This is a genomic window from Pseudomonas sp. OTU5201 (assembly GCF_038440135.1).
In the GTDB taxonomy this organism is placed as follows: Bacteria; Pseudomonadota; Gammaproteobacteria; order Pseudomonadales; family Pseudomonadaceae; genus Metapseudomonas; species Metapseudomonas resinovorans.
In genome coordinates, this window is sequence record NZ_JASATC010000004.1 from 156,391 (window position 1) to 172,875 (window position 16,485).

The following is a 16,485-nucleotide window of genomic DNA, read 5'->3' on the forward strand; positions in this document are numbered from 1 at the left end:
TGGCCGCAGTGGCGAGCTTCGCGCCGCTCAGGACGAGCGGGGCGGAGTTTCATCAGAAAAAGGAACCAGGCTTCTCATGGGCGAACTGGCCAAAGAAATCCTCCCGGTCAATATCGAAGACGAGCTGAAACAGTCCTACCTCGACTACGCGATGAGCGTGATCGTCGGGCGCGCCCTGCCGGATGCGCGCGACGGTCTCAAGCCGGTGCACCGTCGCGTCCTCTATGCGATGAGCGAGCTGGGCAACGACTGGAACAAACCCTACAAGAAATCCGCCCGTGTGGTGGGTGACGTAATCGGTAAGTACCACCCGCACGGCGACACCGCGGTCTACGACACCATCGTGCGTATGGCCCAGCCGTTCTCGCTGCGTTACATGCTGGTGGATGGCCAGGGCAACTTCGGTTCGGTCGATGGCGACAACGCTGCGGCCATGCGATACACCGAAGTGCGCATGTCCAAACTGGCCCACGAACTCCTGGCCGACCTGGACAAGGAAACCGTGGACTGGGTGCCCAACTACGATGGCACCGAGCAAATCCCCGCGGTCATGCCGACCAAGGTCCCGAACCTGCTGGTCAACGGTTCCAGCGGTATCGCTGTGGGCATGGCGACCAACATCCCGCCGCACAACCTCAGCGAAGTCATCGACGGTTGCCTGGCGCTGATGGATAACTCCGAGCTCACGGTCGATGAGCTGATGCAGTACATCCCGGGCCCGGACTTCCCCACTGCAGGCATCATCAACGGCCGCGCCGGCATCATCGAAGCCTACCGCACCGGGCGTGGCCGCATTTATATGCGCGCCCGTGCCGAAATCGAGGACATGGACAAGGGCGGTAACCGCCAGCAGATCATCGTCACCGAGCTGCCCTACCAGCTGAACAAGGCGCGTCTGATCGAGAAGATCGCCGAGCTGGTCAAGGAGAAGAAACTCGAAGGCATCACCGAACTGCGCGACGAGTCCGACAAGGACGGCATGCGCGTGGTGATCGAGCTGCGCCGTGGCGAAGTGGGGGAGGTGGTCCTCAACAACCTCTATGCCCAGACCCAGATGCAGAGCGTCTTCGGTATCAACGTCGTGGCCCTGGTGGATGGCCAGCCGCGCACGCTGAACCTGAAGGACATGCTCGAAGTGTTCATCCGTCACCGCCGCGAAGTGGTGACCCGCCGGACCGTCTACGAGCTGCGCAAGGCCCGAGAGCGCGGCCACATCCTCGAAGGCCAGGCCGTCGCGCTGTCCAACATCGACCCTGTGATCGAGCTGATCAAGACTTCGCCGACCCCGGCCGAGGCCAAGGAACGCCTGATCGCCACCCCCTGGGAATCCACCGCTGTGGAAGCCATGGTCGAGCGCGCGGGCGCCGATTCCTGCCGTCCGGAAGACCTGGACCCGCAGTACGGCCTGCGTGACGGCAAGTACTTCCTGTCGCCGGAACAGGCCCAGGCCATCCTTGAACTGCGCCTGCACCGCCTGACCGGCCTGGAACACGAAAAGCTGCTGGCCGAGTACCAGGAAATTCTCACCCAGATCGGTGAGCTGATCCGCATCCTCACCAGCCCCGAGCGCCTGATGGAAGTCATCCGCGAAGAGCTGGAGAAAGTGAAGGCCGAGTTCGGCGACGCCCGCCGCACCGAGATCGTCGCGTCGCAGATGGACCTGACCATCGCCGACCTGATCACCGAGGAAGAGCGCGTCGTCACCATCTCCCACGGCGGCTACGCCAAGTCCCAGCCGCTGGCCGCGTACCAGGCCCAGCGTCGTGGCGGCAAAGGCAAGTCGGCGACCGGGGTGAAGGACGAGGACTACATCGAACACCTCCTGGTCGCCAACAGCCACGCCACGCTCCTGCTGTTCTCCAGCAAGGGCAAGGTCTACTGGTTGCGCACCTTCGAAATTCCGGAAGCCTCGCGTACCGCGCGTGGCCGTCCGCTGGTCAACCTGCTGCCGCTGGATGAGGGCGAGCGCATCACCGCCATGCTCCAGATCGACCTGGAAGCGCTGCAGCGTGAGGCTGGTGACGAGGAAGACCTCGATGAAGCCGAGGGCGCTGTGCTGGAAGGCGAGGTGGTGGAGCCAGAGGTCGAAGAGATCGAAGGCGATACCCCTGAGTTGGTAGCCGAACCCACCGGTGCCTACATCTTCATGGCCACCGCGTTCGGTACCGTGAAGAAGACCCCGCTGATTCAGTTCAGCAAGCCTCGCTCCAGTGGCCTGATCGCCCTGCGACTGGACGAGGGTGACACCCTGATCGCTGCCGCCATTACCGACGGCGCCAAGGAAGTCATGCTGTTCTCCAGCGCCGGCAAGGTGATCCGCTTCGCCGAGAGCATGGTGCGCACCATGGGCCGTACTGCACGTGGCGTGCGTGGCATGCGCCTGGGCAAGGAGCAGCAGCTGATTTCCATGCTGATTCCCGAGTCCGGCGCGCAGATCCTCACCGCATCGGAACGTGGCTTCGGCAAGCGCACTGGCCTGGGCAAGTTCCCGCGTCGGGGTCGCGGTGGCCAGGGTGTGATCGCCATGGTTATCAACGAACGTAACGGCCAACTGGTCGGCGCCATCCAGGTACAGGACGGCGAGGAAATCATGCTGATTTCCGACCAGGGCACCCTGGTACGTACCCGCGTCGACGAAGTCTCCAGCTCCGGCCGTAACACCCAGGGTGTGACTCTGATCAAGCTGGCCAAGGACGAAACCCTGGTCGGTCTGGAACGCGTCCAGGAGCCGTCTGGCGGCGACGAAGACGAAGAGCTGGAAGGCGTTGAGCAGGTCGTCGATGCTGTGGCTGATGCCGAGGCGGACGACGTGCAGCAGGACGACGCCCAGCCGGTGGCTGAAGAGTAATAGTTGTAGAAACGGGCAGGCCGTCAGCCGGCCTGTCCATTCGGTAGGTAACAATTGGCGGGGGCACCGGTGCCCCCGCGCTACCCAGTGAGAATGGATGTGAGCAAGCGAGCCTTTAACTTCTGCGCCGGCCCGGCCGCGCTTCCGGAAGCTGTTCTGCAACGCGCCCAGGCGGAACTCCTTGACTGGCAGGGCAAAGGCCTTTCCGTCATGGAAATGAGCCACCGCAGCGACGAATATGTTGCCATCGCCGAAAAGGCCGAGCAGGACCTGCGCGACCTCCTGTCCATTCCCTCCAATTACAAGGTGCTGTTCCTCCAGGGTGGTGCCAGCCAGCAGTTCGCCGAGATTCCGCTGAACCTGCTGCCGGAAAATGGTGTCGCCGATTACGTCGAAACCGGCATCTGGTCGAAGAAAAGCATCGAAGAGGCCAGCCGCTTCGGCCGCGTAAACGTTGCTGCCAGTGCCAAGGGCTACGACTACTTCGCAATCCCCGGTCAGAACGAGTGGCAGCTGTCGAAAGACGCGGCCTACCTGCACTACGCTTCCAACGAAACCATCGGTGGCCTGCAGTTCGACTGGATTCCGGAAGTGGGCGACGTGCCCATGGTCGTGGACATGTCCTCGGACATCCTTTCCCGCCCGCTGGACGTTTCCCGCTTCGGCCTGATCTACGCGGGTGCCCAGAAGAACATCGGCCCCAGCGGCCTGGTGGTGGTCATCGTCCGTGAGGACCTGCTCGGACGCGCCCGCGCCAGCTGCCCGACCATGCTGAACTACAAAGTCGCCGCCGATAACGGCTCCATGTACAACACCCCGGCCACCTTCTCCTGGTACCTCTCGGGCCTCGTCTTCGAGTGGCTGAAGGAGCAGGGCGGCGTCGAGGCCATGGAGCAGCGCAACAAGGCGAAGAAGGAATTGCTCTACGGCTACATCGACAAGAGCGATTTCTACACCAACCCGATCGCCCACAATGCCCGCTCCTGGATGAACGTTCCGTTCCGCCTTGCAGACGAGCGCCTGGACAAGGACTTCCTCGTCGGCGCCGACGCCCGTGGTCTGCTGAACCTCAAAGGTCACCGTTCGGTAGGCGGTATGCGCGCCTCCATCTACAACGCCGTCGGCCTCGATGCAGTCGAAGCCCTGGTGGCCTATATGGCGGAGTTCGAGAAGGAGCGCGGCTGATATGTCCGAGCAAGAACTCAAGGCACTGCGCCTGCGCATCGACAGTCTCGACGAGAAGATCCTCGACCTGATCAGCGAGCGCGCTCGCTGCGCCCAGGACGTGGCTCGCGTGAAGATGGCCTCCTTGCCCGAAGGCGAGAAGCCGGTCTTCTATCGTCCAGAGCGCGAGGCCTGGGTCCTCAAGCACATCATGGATCGAAACCAGGGCCCGCTGGACAACGAGGAGATGGCGCGGCTGTTCCGCGAAATCATGTCTTCCTGCCTGGCCCTGGAGCAGCCGCTCAAGGTTGCCTACCTCGGTCCGGAAGGCACCTTCACCCAGGCCGCAGCGCTCAAGCATTTCGGCCACGCGGTGATCAGCTCGCCGATGGCCGCCATCGACGAAGTGTTCCGCGAAGTGGCCGCCGGCGCGGTCAACTTTGGTGTGGTACCGGTAGAGAACTCCACCGAGGGCGCGGTGAACCACACCCTCGACAGCTTCCTCGAGCACGACATGGTGATCTGTGGCGAGGTGGAATTGCGTATCCACCACCACCTGCTGGTGGGCGACAGCACCAAGACCGACAACATCACCCGCATCTACTCCCACGCCCAGTCTCTGGCGCAGTGCCGCAAGTGGCTGGACGCCCATTACCCGAATGTCGAGCGCGTGGCGGTTTCCAGCAACGCCGACGCTGCCAAGCGGGTGAAGAGCGAGTGGAACTCGGCCGCCATCGCCGGTGACATGGCCGCCAGCCTCTACGGCCTGACCAAGCTCTGCGAAAAGATCGAGGACCGCCCGGACAACTCCACGCGCTTCCTCATCATCGGTAGCCAGGAAGTGCCGCCCACCGGCGACGACAAGACGTCGATCATCGTCTCCATGCGCAACAAACCGGGCGCCCTGCACGAGCTCCTGGTGCCGTTCCACAACAACGGCATCGACCTGACCCGCATCGAGACCCGCCCGTCCCGCAGTGGCAAGTGGACCTACGTGTTCTTCATCGACTTCGTAGGCCACCACCGTGATCCACTGATCAAGGACGTGCTGGAGAAGATCAACCAGGAAGCCGTTGCCCTGAAGGTGCTGGGTTCCTACCCCAAAGCGGTGCTTTGAATTAGCGACGGGCCGTCGCGCTCCAGCCAGGGTTGGGGCGCGCTACGGCGGCCCCTAGCCCGTAGTTGAGGCTGAATCCATGAGCTGTGACTTTCTCGCCCTTGCCCAACCGGGCGTGCAGAAACTTTCACCCTACGTACCCGGCAAGCCGGTGGATGAGCTGGCCCGCGAGCTGGACCTCGACCCGGCCGGCATCGTCAAGCTGGCTAGCAACGAGAATCCCCTCGGCCCGAGCCCCAAGGCCCTGGAAGCCATTCGCGCAGAGCTGGCCGAGCTGACCCGCTACCCGGACGGCAATGGTTTCGAGCTCAAGCGCCGTCTGGCCGAGCGCTGTGGCGTGACCCCGGCCCAGGTCACCCTGGGCAACGGCTCCAATGACATCCTCGACCTCGTCGCACGTGCCTACCTGGCTCCCGGCCTGAACGCCGTGTTCAGCGAGCACGCCTTCGCCGTCTACCCCATCGCCACCCAGGCCGTGGGCGCTACCGGCAAAGTGGTTCCTGCTGTGCACTACGGCCACGACCTGCCGGCCATGCTGGCGGCCATCGATGCCAACACTCGCGTCGTGTTCATCGCCAACCCGAACAACCCCACCGGGACCTGGTTCGGCCCCCAGGCCCTGGAAGACTTCCTCGCCAAGGTCCCGGAGAGCGTGCTGGTCGTACTGGACGAGGCCTACATCGAGTACGCCGAAGGCGAAGAACTGCCTGATGGCCTGAACTACCTGGCCCGTTATCCGAACCTGCTGGTCTCCCGCACCTTCTCCAAAGCCTACGGCCTCGCCTCGTTGCGTGTGGGCTACGGCCTGTCCAGTGCCCAGGTGGCCGACGTGCTGAACCGCGTGCGCCAGCCATTCAACGTCAACAGCCTGGCCCTGGCTGCCGCTTGCGCAGCGCTGGACGATGCCGACTACTTGGTTGAAAGCCGCCGCGTCAACGATGCCGGCATGGCCCAGCTGGAAGAAGGCTTCCGCGCCCTTGGGCTGTCCTGGATTCCCTCCAAGGGCAACTTTATCGCCGTCGACTTCGGCTGCGACGCCGCCCCGATCAACCAGGCCATGCTGCGCGAAGGCGTGATCCTGCGTCCGGTGGGCGGCTACGGCATGCCGACCTTCCTGCGCGTCTCCATCGGCCTGCCGGAAGAGAACGCCCGTTGCCTGGAGGCACTGGCCAAGGTGCTCGGCCGTGGCTGATGTCATGACCCTGAAACAGGGCGCCCCTATCTTCGGGCGCCTGGTGGTGATCGGCCTGGGCCTGATCGGTGGTTCCTTCTCCAAGGGGCTGCGCGAGAAGGGCCTGTTCGCCGAAGTGGTGGGCGTGGACAAGGACCAGGAGTCCTGCCGCATTGCCGTCGAATCCGGCGTGGTCGACCGTTGCGAGAGTGACCTCGCTGCGGCCTGCCGCGGTGCCGACGTTATCCAGCTCGCGGTTCCTATCCTCGCCATGGAAAAGCTCCTCGCTGAACTGGCTTCCCTCGACCTGGGCGACGCCGTGCTGACGGATGTCGGCAGCGCCAAGGGCAACGTGGTGCGTGCGGTGCGTCGGGTTTTCGACGGCATGCCGGCGCGCTTCGTGCCCGGCCACCCGATCGCCGGCTCCGAGAAGAGTGGGGTGGAGGCGGCCAACGCCAGCCTGTTCCGTCGTCACAAGGTCATCCTTACGCCGGTGGAAAACACCGATCCATCCGCTCTGCAGTGCGTCGACCAGCTCTGGCGCGCCCTCGGTGCTGACGTTGAACACATGGAGGTCGAGCACCACGACGAGGTGCTCGCCGCGACCAGCCACCTGCCGCACCTGCTGGCATTCGGCCTGGTCGACTCGCTGGCCAAGCGCAGCGAGAATCTGGAAATCTTCCGTTATGCCGCCGGCGGCTTCCGCGACTTCACGCGGATCGCCGGCAGCGACCCGGTGATGTGGCACGACATCTTCCTCGCCAACCGCGACGCCGTGCTACGCATCCTGGACGCATTTCGCGCCGACCTCGACGCCCTGCGCGGCGCGGTCGACGCAGGGGATGGGCATGAACTGCTGGGCGTGTTCACCCGCGCCCGCTTCGCCCGCGAGCATTTCAGCAAAATCCTGGCCCGCAGGGCCTATGTGGACGCCATGCACAACAACGATCTGATTTACCTGGCGCAGCCGGGTGGCAAACTCGCCGGCCGTATCCGCGTACCGGGCGACAAATCCATTTCCCACCGCTCCATCATGCTTGGCTCCCTGGCCGAAGGCACCACAGAAGTCGAAGGCTTCCTCGAGGGCGAAGACGCCCTGGCAACCCTGCAAGCCTTCCGCGACATGGGCGTGGTCATCGAAGGGCCGCACCATGGCCGCGTGACCATCCACGGTGTCGGCCTGCACGGACTGAAGCCGCCGCCCGGCCCGCTCTATCTGGGTAACTCGGGTACCTCCATGCGCCTGCTCAGCGGCCTGCTGGCAGCGCAGCCGTTCGACACCACCCTGACCGGCGACGCCTCACTGTCCAAGCGTCCGATGAATCGTGTGGCCAAGCCGCTGCGCGAAATGGGCGCAGTGATCGAGACCGGCGCCGAAGGCCGCCCGCCGCTGACCATCCGTGGCGGCCAGCGCCTCACCGGCATGAACTACGAAATGCCCATGGCCAGCGCCCAGGTGAAGTCCTGCCTGCTGCTCGCCGGCCTCTACGCCGCCGGTGAAACCGCGGTCACCGAACCGGCACCGACCCGCGACCACACCGAGCGCATGCTGCAAGGCTTCGGCTACCCGGTGAAGGTGGACGGCAACACCGCTACCGTCGAGAGCGGCCACAAGCTTTCCGCTTCCCGCATTGAAGTGCCCGCCGACATCTCCTCGGCAGCCTTCTTCCTGGTTGCTGCCAGCATTGCCGAAGGCTCCGAACTGGTACTGGAGCACGTCGGCATCAACCCGACCCGTACCGGCGTGATCGACATCCTCAAGCTGATGGGCGGCGACATCACCCTGGAAAACCAGCGTGAAGTGGGCGGAGAGCCTGTAGCCGATATCCGCGTGCGCGCAGCCAAACTGAAGGGCATCGACATCCCTGAAGACCTGGTGCCGCTGGCCATCGACGAGTTCCCCGTGCTCTTCGTCGCGGCTGCCTGTGCCGAAGGCCGCACCGTGCTGCGTGGCGCGGAAGAACTGCGGGTGAAGGAATCCGATCGCATCCAGGTCATGGCCGACGGCCTGCAGGCCCTGGGGGTGAAGGCCGAACCGACCCCGGACGGCATCGTCATCGAAGGCGGCGTCATGGGCGGCGGCGAAGTCTGGAGCCACGGTGATCACCGTATTGCCATGTCCTTCAGCGTGGCGTCGCTGCGTGCCAGCGCGCCTATTCGCATCCATGACTGCGCCAACGTCGCCACCTCCTTCCCCAACTTCCTCGGCCTCGCGACCCAATCCGGCATCCGCGTAGCGGAAGAGGGCAAGGCATGAACGCCAACCTGCCCGTAATCGCCATCGACGGACCCAGCGGCTCTGGCAAGGGTACCGTAGCTGGCCTGCTGGCCAAGCGCCTGGGCTGGCGTTTGCTTGATTCCGGTGCGCTATATCGCCTGCTGGCCTTCGCCGCGCGCAATCACGGGGTCGACCTGACCAACGAGGAATCCCTCAAGGTCCTGGCCGCTCACCTGGACGTGCAGTTCAACGCCAAGACCGGTGGTGGCCAGAGCATCATCCTGGAAGGCGAGGACGTCACCGACATCATCCGCTCCGAGCAGGTGGGCGCCGGCGCCTCCCAGGTCGCTGCACTGCCCGCCGTGCGCGAAGCGCTGCTGCAGCGCCAGCGTGCCTTCCTCGAGACCCCCGGCCTGGTGGCCGATGGTCGCGACATGGGCACCGTGGTCTTCCCCCAGGCGCAGCTGAAGATATTCCTTACCGCCAGTGCTGAAGAGCGTGCCCGTCGCCGCTACCTGCAGCTCAAGGGCAAGGGCATGGAGGCCGACCTGAGCTCCCTGCTGAAGGAAATCCAGGACCGCGACGAGCGCGACAGCCAGCGCTCCGTCGCCCCGCTGAAGCCGGCTCCGGATGCGATCATCCTCGACTCCACCAGCCTCAGCATCGAGGAGGTCCAAGGCAAGATTCTCGAAGCCTTCGCTGCCCTCGGCCTGGACGACTGAGCCCAAGCTGAAACAGAAACGCCGCAGTCATCGACTGCGGCGTTTCTGTTTGTGGGACAGGGCCATGGAGACGAGTTCCTTGGCGATGCTTTACAGCCTGGCCGAAGCGTCAGCCGGGGAATTGAGAGGGGCCAGTTCCGGTCGCTGTGCATAGCGCTGCGCCAGTAAGGCACAGACCATCAGCTGGATCTGGTGAAACAGCATCAGCGGAAGAATGAGTACGCCGATGCTGCTCCCGGCGAACAGCACCTGCGCCATGGGAACGCCTGTGGCCAGGCTTTTCTTCGAGCCGGCGAAGAGGATGGTGATGCGGTCTTCGAGGCCGAAGCCCAACCATTTGCCCAGCAGGTGGACGACCAGCAAAACCACGGCCAGCAGCAAGCAGCATCCGGCCGCAACGCCCAGCAGCTTCAGGGCGGGAACCTGCTGCCAGAGTCCGCCGATCACCGCTGCGCTGAATGCGGTATAGACCACCAGCAGGATGCTTCCCTGGTCGACGTTCTTCAGCCATCCCTTGTTGCGGGTCACCCAATTGCCGATCCAGCGGCGGGCGATCTGGCCGGCGATGAAGGGCAATAGCAGCTGGATGCTGATCTTGCGGATAGCCTCGACAGTTGAACCCCCATCCCCGTGAACGCCCATCAGCAAGGCGACCAGCACGGGCGTGATGAAAATGCCAATCAGACTGGACGCGGCGGCACTGCAGATAGCCGCCGGGAGGTTGCCGCGTGCCAGCGAGGTGAAGGCAATGGCCGATTGCACAGTGGCGGGCAGGGCGCAGAGATAGAGGAAGCCCGCGTAGAGCTCGGTTCCCACCAAAGGCAGAAGCACCGGTTTCAGGGCCAGGCCGAGCAACGGGAACAGGCCGAAGGTGCACGTGAATACCAGGAGGTGCAGGCGCCAGTGGCCGGCACCGGCGATCACGGCCTCGCGGGACAGCTTGGCGCCGTGCAGGAAAAAGAGCAGGCCGATGGCGATATTGGTGATCCCGCTGAAGGCCACTGCCAGTTGGCCCTGAGCGGGTAGAAGGGTGGCAGTGGCGACGACGGCAATCAGCGTCAGGGTGAAGTTGTCCGGCAGTAAACGCGAGCGGGCCATGGTGTGAGTCCGATTATTGTCATTGAGGCTCGGGATACTCTAGCCTTGGTGAGGTATGCCGACTAACGCAATAGGGGCAGGAAATGCCTGTAAACGGACAGGGTGTGTGGCCCGAGCGGCAGGTTCCACGACTGGAAAAGCTGCCGCGCCCGCTGTTCGCCCGCAATGAATCGCTGGAGAACGCGGTGGGAACGCCCCGCCATACCCATGCCTGGGTGCAACTGTCCTATGCCATTCGCGGGGTACTGCATGTCTACACCGCAGAAGGGAGCTTCGTCGCACCGCCGCAGCGTGCCGTGTGGATACCGGCGGGCGCGGAGCACGAGGTGTTCAGCTCCCCGCACACGGAAATGCGTAGCCTGTACCTGGACGCCGCAGCCGCTGGCAGCGGGCTCGACAGCTGTCGGGTGATTGAGATCGACGCCCTTACGCGAGAGCTGATCCGGCGCTTCTGCGAACTGCCGGTGGAATATGACGAGAGCGGTGCCGACGGTCGGCTGGCGCAGGTCCTGCTGGATCAACTGCTGGTGGCCCGCGAGGTCAGCTTGTCCTTGCCGTTACCCAGTGACCCTCGGTTGCTGCGGCTGTGCCGGGCGCTGCAGGAAGCCCCTGACGACTCTCGGACGCTGTTGCAATGGAGCGAGGATCTCGGTGCCTCGGAAAAGACCCTTCGGCGGTTGTTCCTGCGTGAAACCGGCCTGACTTTCCGTGTCTGGCGCCAGCGACTGCGGCTGCATGGCTCGCTGGAAGCGCTAGAGCAGGGGCAGCGAGTCACTGAAGTTGCCCTGGCCTGTGGTTACGATTCGACTTCTGCCTTCATCGCAGCATTCCGACAGCACTTCGGCGTGACGCCGGGGGACTTCTTCCAGTCCTGAACCGGGGCACCGACTGCGTCTGGTCCCGGCCGCATTTCTTTTCTCTCCTGCCGACCCCCGCTCCACTTCGCCAAGGGCCAACCGGAACCCACGCACAAAGCCTTCGTCGCCGCGTCGGGCGTCGCAACGCTCGAACGTTTGCGGCTCGCACCGCCACAACACCGGGTAGGGTGACGCGGTGTGCGTCACTGTGAGTCCCCGGCATTCTTTCAATCAATGATGCTTGAGCGCACTGGGCGCCCTTCACATAGTGGGGCGACCACACTCGGGAGAATGGCATTGAGCAACTACCAGAGCTTCACCCGCGAAGATCACGATGGCGTTGCCGTGGTGCGTTTCGATCATCCACCGATCAATCTGGTCGATCGCACCATGGTGATCGACCTGCTGCATCTGGCGAAGAGCCTGGAGGGTGACGCCCAGACCAAAGTGGTGATCTTTCGCAGCGATAATCCCGAATTCTTTCTGGCTCACTATGACCTGGGCAGCCAACTGGATGCCTCGCCGATGGCCTTGCCACCCGGCGTGGCCAGCCCCCTGAGTGGGCTCTTCAGCCGTTTCAGTCGCCTTCCGCAGGTCACTATCGGCGAGCTACGCGGGCGCGCCCGTGGGGCGGGAAGCGAGTTCCTTCTGGCACTGGATATGCGGTTTGCAGCTGAAGAAACTGCCGTACTGGGCCAGCCGGAAATCGGCGTGGGGCTACTGCCTGGCGCCGGCGGCACGGTGCGACTGTCTCAAATGCTGGGCAGGGCTCGGGCGCTGGAAGTCTGTCTGGGCGGCGAGGACTTCGATGCCAGGCTGGCGGAGCGTTATGGCTGGATCAACCGTGCGTTGCCTGGTGAACAGCTCGGTCCGTTCTGCGATGCACTGGCCCGTCGCATCGCGGGCTTCCCGGCCGGCGGAATCGCCAACGTCAAAGCAGTGGTGGAGCGTGTCAGCAGTGCCGACGACGGTGCGCTGGTAGACGAGTCGCAGCGCTTCGTGGCTGACATGCATGCGCCGGAAACCGTTGAACGGGTCCGCTGGATGCTGGCGCAGGGCGGCCAGACCCAAGGCGTGATGGAGCGTGAACTGGGCACCCTTCTAGGGCGTTACCCGCTCCCCTTGAACGAATGATCGGGTCCGTGGCCCGAATGGAATAACGGAATGGCCATACCGTGATTGCGGCATGCCATGCTCCAGACCGCTGCAGGGGGGGGCTGAGCCTGTGATTCCCATGAATCGGCGGCAGGGGTATCAAACCTACGAACTAGAATTTCAGTAAGGCTCCGCAGAGAAGAGCCCCTGGCCGTCGTAGCGGTTTCCCCATCCGCGATTATTCGCGAAGCTTCGGCGGCCCCTTTTAGGGGCGTGAGACATGTTTGCTCCACGATCACTCGGGGTTGAAGCCAGCCACTTTATCAGTCCGACAAGCGCGGCATTCCCTGCCGAACGACCGGACGTGATCACCAGGATGGATTGCTCATTTTCGCTCTGAGCCGGTTCCAACTGCTCACCAGCCGCGCCGTGCGCGTCTTGTCATCGTGTCGGCTATCAGCGGGGCTCGAACGACCCTAAGGACGCGCGAGGCATACCCGATCCAGTGCTGATTGGCGTGGGTTGCCTCACGGCCACGGTTCGCGCCGCGCGCACTTTCGCGTAGCGCGCGAGCCCGACCTTGGTGCCGATCAGCAGGGGGGCTGCGATGACAAACAGCAACGCAACTGCGTTGAACGCTGTGTCGAAGGCAATCACAGTGGATTGGCTCGTCACGGCCCGGCCTAGAAGGCTCGCCGCCGCCCGGCCTGCGGCTGCCGCATCCATCCCTCTCTCCGTCAGCATGGCGGTCGTGTTCGTCAGGCGTTCGATGACCGCGCTCCCTCCTGTGGTGACGTTCGCGCCGAGGATCATGCCATTGGCGACGACGTTATGGTCGATCAGTGTCTGGAGTGCAGCCACCCCCATAAGGCCTCCAAGCTGGCGCCCCGTATTGAAGAGGCCGATTCCGCAGGCGAGGTTTCGGCTGTTGAGGTTGCTGAAAGCGATCAGGGTGATCGAGAGAAACAGGAAGCCAAGGCCCAGGCCGCGCAAGAGGATGGCTGCCATCATGTCGTCCGTGCCGCTCTCGCTGGTCGAACCGGACAGCATCCACATCGCAACCATGATCATCAGGATTCCAAAGGGCACCGTGGCGAACGGCGGAACCCGGCGCACCTGCATGAGAAAGGCAGAAATGAGGAGCGCGCCGATGAAAAACGCACCACTCGGCAACAAGAGCTGCCCAGCATCGGTAGGCGTGAATGCGAGGACTGACAGGGCGAACGTCGGAATCAGGAACGCACTCCCGAACAAGGCGGCGCCAGCGACGAAACTCACGATGAAAGCAAAGGAAAAATCGTCCGATCCGAACAGGGTGAAGTCGAGCAGACGCTGACCTCTGGCCAACACCTGCTGGCCGAGAAATGCCAGCAGCGCCGCTGCACCGATCACCGTCAGCCACAGGATGTGAGGCTCCTCGAACCAGTCCCATCGACTGCCCTGGCTGAAGACGTAGCTGAAACAGAACAGGGCGGCCGCGATCAGTGAAAAGCCGATCCAGTCGAATCGACGGCGCCGGATATTGCTGGGCATCGGGCAGTCTGCGATCAGCAAAAGTCCGGCGGCTGCCAGGGCAACCGGCACAATGCTGAAGAAGATCCACGTCCAGGATTGGCTATCGATCAACCACCCTTGAAGCGCCGGTGCGATAGTCGCCGGCGCGACAACGGCCCCCATGGCAAACAGGGCTTGCAGGATTGGCTGATGGGCGCGCGGGTAGGCGAGGAAAAGGATCGTCTGGCCCGCGACCAGCAGGGTGCCGCCGCTGAAGCCCTGAATGATGCGAAGCGCGACCAGCAGGTCCAACCGAGCGGTGATGCCGGCAATGCCGCACGCCAGGCCCATGAGCAGGGTGGCGGTGATCATCACATGACGCGGATTGAACCGGTTCAACAGCCAGGGGGCGGTCATGAACCCGATAAGCTTGAGCGCGGTGTAGCCGACATCCAACCACGCAAACTCATCAGGCGTTGCATAGGTGTCGCCGATGATGTCGCTTCGTCCGAGCGACAGAACCGTGCTGGCGATCGCTTCCGTCAGCGTGGCAATCAAAATGCCCGCAATCAGCAGGACTCCGGTCGTCGACCGGCTGTCGTTCAGTGCGGTGAAAGCAACGCTGGTCATGAGCCGCTCCCGCCTGCTACTTCGACGCGTGCGGACAAGCCAGGCACGATGCGCCCCGGCAATGGATTGTCGGTAAAGCGGATCTTTACCGGAACGCGCTGCACGACACGGACGAAGTTACCTGTTGCGTTGTCTGCGGGAAGCAAGCTGAACGCCGACCCGCTCCCAGGCGCAAAGCTGTCGACCACGCCTTCGAGTACCCCGCTCGGGTATCCGTCGATGGTGATGCGCACACTCTGGCCGGGCCGGATATTTTCGAGTTGCGTTTCCTTGAAGTTCGCCACGACCCACACATCATTGACCGGAACGATATCCAGCAAGGAAACGCCCGGCGTAACGAAGCGGCCGATGCGGACCTGGCGGTTGCCGATAACCCCGCCCACTGGCGCGCGTACCACGGTGCTGTCGAGATCGATCTGGGCGAGATCGCGCGCTGCCTGCGCCTGTGTCACGGCAGCAACGGCAGCCTCCCGCCGGGCCACCAGGACGACGATGCGCTGCTGCTCCGCCTCTACCGTTGCGGAAGCGGCCGAGAAGGTGGCCTCGGCGCGCGATCGTGCCGCGTCGCTTTCATCGACGAGCGCTTGGCTGACCGCGTTGCTGCGGATGAGTTTGCGGCTGCGATCGTGGGTCTTGATCGCCAGATTCATCTCGGCCACGGCCGAGCGTTTCTGCGCCTCGGCCTGTCGAATCAGGGCACGTTGGAGCTTGGACTCAGCATCGACATTGGTCAGGCGAGCCTGGGCAGCTATGACATTCGCTGTTGCTTGCGCAAGCCGTGCGCGGTAGTCCCGATCATCGATCCGGAACAGGACGTCACCCGCCTGGACGGTCTGGTTGTCCGCGACCTCTACCACAGTGACATAGCCGGCTACCTTGGCGGCGAGCGAGGTGACGTCGCCGCGGACATACGCGTTATCGGTCGAGGTCGCGCCGCTCGAGCGAGCCATGGCCCATCCGGCCGCCACGACCACCAGGGCGCCGACGCACAGCAGCACGCCGATCGTCGTTCTCTTGTTTTGCTGCGCCGCTGCGACACCGATCTCGGAGTTTGTGCCGGTGGCAATGGCGACGTTGTCCTCGAGCGATTTCATTTTCTTGTTTCCTGTTAATGACCAATGACCTGCCGCCGGGCTGTCGAACGTCGATCAGGGCGTTGATCGGATCACTTCGTCGGGTTGATTCGTAGACGGGAGGCTCAGCGCCCCGCTTGGGCTGTCTGCCGGCCGAGCCAGTCCTCGAAGCGAATCGCGCCGAGGCTCGGGTTCTTGCCGGGGGTCAGCGATTGATCGTCGAGAAGGGAGCCGAAGTAACGGGCGCGCACGTCCGGCACGACCTTGCGCGTGTCCTGCGATGCCCGCAGGAAGCGCCGGATCAGTTCGTCGAGCGGCATGGCCTCGGGCCCGGCGACTTCGACCGAGCCATTGACTGGCGTTTCGAGCGCGACATCGGCGAGCGTCGCCGCCACGTCGTCCGACGCCATCGGCTGTATCAGCGCCGGCGACAGGTGAAGCTCCTCGCCGACGATGGCCGACTGCGCAATGCCGCCGACAAACTCGAAGAACTGCGTGGCATGCAGGATGGTGTAAGGAATACCGGACGCCTTGATCAGGTTCTCCTGCGCGACCTTCGCCCGGAAATAGCCGCTTTCGGGAAGCCGTTCGCTCCCTACGATCGAGAGTGCAACATGATGGTGAACACCCGCGGCCGCTTCGGCAGCCAGCAAGTTGCGGCTCGACGTTTCGAAGAAATCGAGGACGGCCTGGTCCTCCCACGACGGCGCGTTCGCCACGTCGACGACGATCTCGGCCCCTTCCATCGCGTGGGCCAGGCCCTCGCCGGTGAAACTGTTCACGCCCGTGCTGGGGGCGGCTGCGAGTACGTCATGGCCGCGCTCGCGAAGGTTCTTCACAAGTTTCGATCCGATGAGGCCGGTGCCTCCAATGACGACGATCTTCATGGGGTCTCTCCGCTTCTCGACGGCAACCATTGCTGTCGGTGTAGAGAGAGGGTGCCTGTGCCCCCCAGGGAAGTCCTTGTGCCGGCCTTGAGTTTCCCGTTGGAGAAGCTT

At 63.8% G+C, this 16,485-nt stretch carries 12 protein-coding genes; 8 read left to right on the top strand and 4 right to left on the bottom strand.

What is annotated here, in order from left to right:
• Positions 1 to 76: 76 nt before the first annotated feature.
• The 6 genes from gyrA to cmk all read left to right on the top strand — a co-directional run bounded on the left by gyrA (position 77) and on the right by cmk (position 9,240).
• On the top strand, positions 77 to 2,848 hold the full coding sequence (gene gyrA / locus AAHM40_RS04245) for a DNA gyrase subunit A (RefSeq protein WP_342243544.1): 2,772 nt from the start codon (positions 77 to 79) through the stop codon (positions 2,846 to 2,848).
• A gap of 99 nt (positions 2,849 to 2,947) precedes the next feature.
• The gene (gene serC, locus AAHM40_RS04250) at positions 2,948 to 4,033 is read left to right on the top strand and encodes a 3-phosphoserine/phosphohydroxythreonine transaminase (protein ID WP_342243545.1); all 1,086 of its coding nucleotides are present in this window, start codon (positions 2,948 to 2,950) and stop codon (positions 4,031 to 4,033) included.
• 1 nt (position 4,034) lies between these two features.
• Complete coding sequence (pheA, locus tag AAHM40_RS04255; protein WP_342243546.1) at positions 4,035 to 5,129, top strand: prephenate dehydratase; 1,095 nt, start codon at positions 4,035 to 4,037, stop codon at positions 5,127 to 5,129.
• 79 nt (positions 5,130 to 5,208) lie between these two features.
• Positions 5,209 to 6,321: a histidinol-phosphate transaminase gene (hisC, locus tag AAHM40_RS04260; protein WP_342243547.1), complete on the top strand. Its 1,113-nt coding sequence runs from the start codon at positions 5,209 to 5,211 to the stop codon at positions 6,319 to 6,321.
• A 4-nt stretch (positions 6,322 to 6,325) separates the two neighbouring features.
• A complete protein-coding gene (locus AAHM40_RS04265; protein ID WP_446731535.1) occupies positions 6,326 to 8,557 on the top strand; it encodes a bifunctional prephenate dehydrogenase/3-phosphoshikimate 1-carboxyvinyltransferase in 2,232 nt (743 codons plus the stop codon).
• Positions 8,554 to 9,240 (top strand): (d)CMP kinase, encoded by a 687-nt coding sequence (gene cmk, locus AAHM40_RS04270; protein ID WP_342243549.1) that lies wholly within the window; start codon positions 8,554 to 8,556, stop codon positions 9,238 to 9,240. The genes AAHM40_RS04265 and cmk overlap by 4 nt, the downstream gene beginning before the upstream one ends.
• A 90-nt stretch (positions 9,241 to 9,330) precedes the next feature.
• On the opposite strand, the gene AAHM40_RS04275 is transcribed toward cmk, so the two are convergent.
• Positions 9,331 to 10,338, bottom strand: coding sequence for a bile acid:sodium symporter family protein (locus AAHM40_RS04275; protein ID WP_342243550.1), 1,008 nt, complete (start codon positions 10,336 to 10,338; stop codon positions 9,331 to 9,333).
• Between the two features lie 83 nt (positions 10,339 to 10,421).
• Between AAHM40_RS04275 and AAHM40_RS04280 the strand changes: the two genes are divergently transcribed.
• The gene (locus AAHM40_RS04280; RefSeq protein ID WP_342243551.1) at positions 10,422 to 11,213 is read left to right on the top strand and encodes an AraC family transcriptional regulator; all 792 of its coding nucleotides are present in this window, start codon (positions 10,422 to 10,424) and stop codon (positions 11,211 to 11,213) included.
• A 279-nt stretch (positions 11,214 to 11,492) separates the two neighbouring features.
• A complete protein-coding gene (locus tag AAHM40_RS04285; RefSeq protein ID WP_342243552.1) occupies positions 11,493 to 12,329 on the top strand; it encodes an enoyl-CoA hydratase/isomerase family protein in 837 nt (278 codons plus the stop codon).
• Between the two features lie 417 nt (positions 12,330 to 12,746).
• On the opposite strand, the gene AAHM40_RS04290 is transcribed toward AAHM40_RS04285, so the two are convergent.
• The 3 genes from AAHM40_RS04290 to AAHM40_RS04300 form a co-directional block, all read right to left on the bottom strand.
• Positions 12,747 to 14,414: a DHA2 family efflux MFS transporter permease subunit gene (locus tag AAHM40_RS04290; protein WP_342243553.1), complete on the bottom strand. Its 1,668-nt coding sequence runs from the start codon at positions 14,412 to 14,414 to the stop codon at positions 12,747 to 12,749.
• Positions 14,411 to 15,508, bottom strand: coding sequence for an HlyD family secretion protein (locus AAHM40_RS04295; protein ID WP_342243554.1), 1,098 nt, complete (start codon positions 15,506 to 15,508; stop codon positions 14,411 to 14,413). The genes AAHM40_RS04290 and AAHM40_RS04295 overlap by 4 nt, the downstream gene beginning before the upstream one ends.
• Before the next feature lie 104 nt (positions 15,509 to 15,612).
• Positions 15,613 to 16,374: an SDR family oxidoreductase gene (locus AAHM40_RS04300; protein WP_342243555.1), complete on the bottom strand. Its 762-nt coding sequence runs from the start codon at positions 16,372 to 16,374 to the stop codon at positions 15,613 to 15,615.
• Between the last annotated feature and the right edge of the window lie 111 nt (positions 16,375 to 16,485).

What these genes read in the sequence shown, in the direction of transcription:
- gyrA (WP_342243544.1), top strand. Translation starts at nt 77, where the DNA reads ATGGGCGAACTGGCCAAAGAAATCCTCCCGGTCAATATCGAAGACGAG.
- pheA (WP_342243546.1), top strand. Translation starts at nt 4,035, where the DNA reads ATGTCCGAGCAAGAACTCAAGGCACTGCGCCTGCGCATCGACAGTCTC.
- hisC (WP_342243547.1), top strand. Translation starts at nt 5,209, where the DNA reads ATGAGCTGTGACTTTCTCGCCCTTGCCCAACCGGGCGTGCAGAAACTT.
- AAHM40_RS04265 (WP_446731535.1), top strand. Translation starts at nt 6,326, where the DNA reads ATGACCCTGAAACAGGGCGCCCCTATCTTCGGGCGCCTGGTGGTGATC.
- cmk (WP_342243549.1), top strand. Translation starts at nt 8,554, where the DNA reads ATGAACGCCAACCTGCCCGTAATCGCCATCGACGGACCCAGCGGCTCT.
- AAHM40_RS04275 (WP_342243550.1), bottom strand. Translation starts at nt 10,338, where the DNA reads ATGGCCCGCTCGCGTTTACTGCCGGACAACTTCACCCTGACGCTGATT.
- AAHM40_RS04280 (WP_342243551.1), top strand. Translation starts at nt 10,422, where the DNA reads ATGCCTGTAAACGGACAGGGTGTGTGGCCCGAGCGGCAGGTTCCACGA.
- AAHM40_RS04290 (WP_342243553.1), bottom strand. Translation starts at nt 14,414, where the DNA reads ATGACCAGCGTTGCTTTCACCGCACTGAACGACAGCCGGTCGACGACC.
- AAHM40_RS04295 (WP_342243554.1), bottom strand. Translation starts at nt 15,508, where the DNA reads ATGAAATCGCTCGAGGACAACGTCGCCATTGCCACCGGCACAAACTCC.
- AAHM40_RS04300 (WP_342243555.1), bottom strand. Translation starts at nt 16,374, where the DNA reads ATGAAGATCGTCGTCATTGGAGGCACCGGCCTCATCGGATCGAAACTT.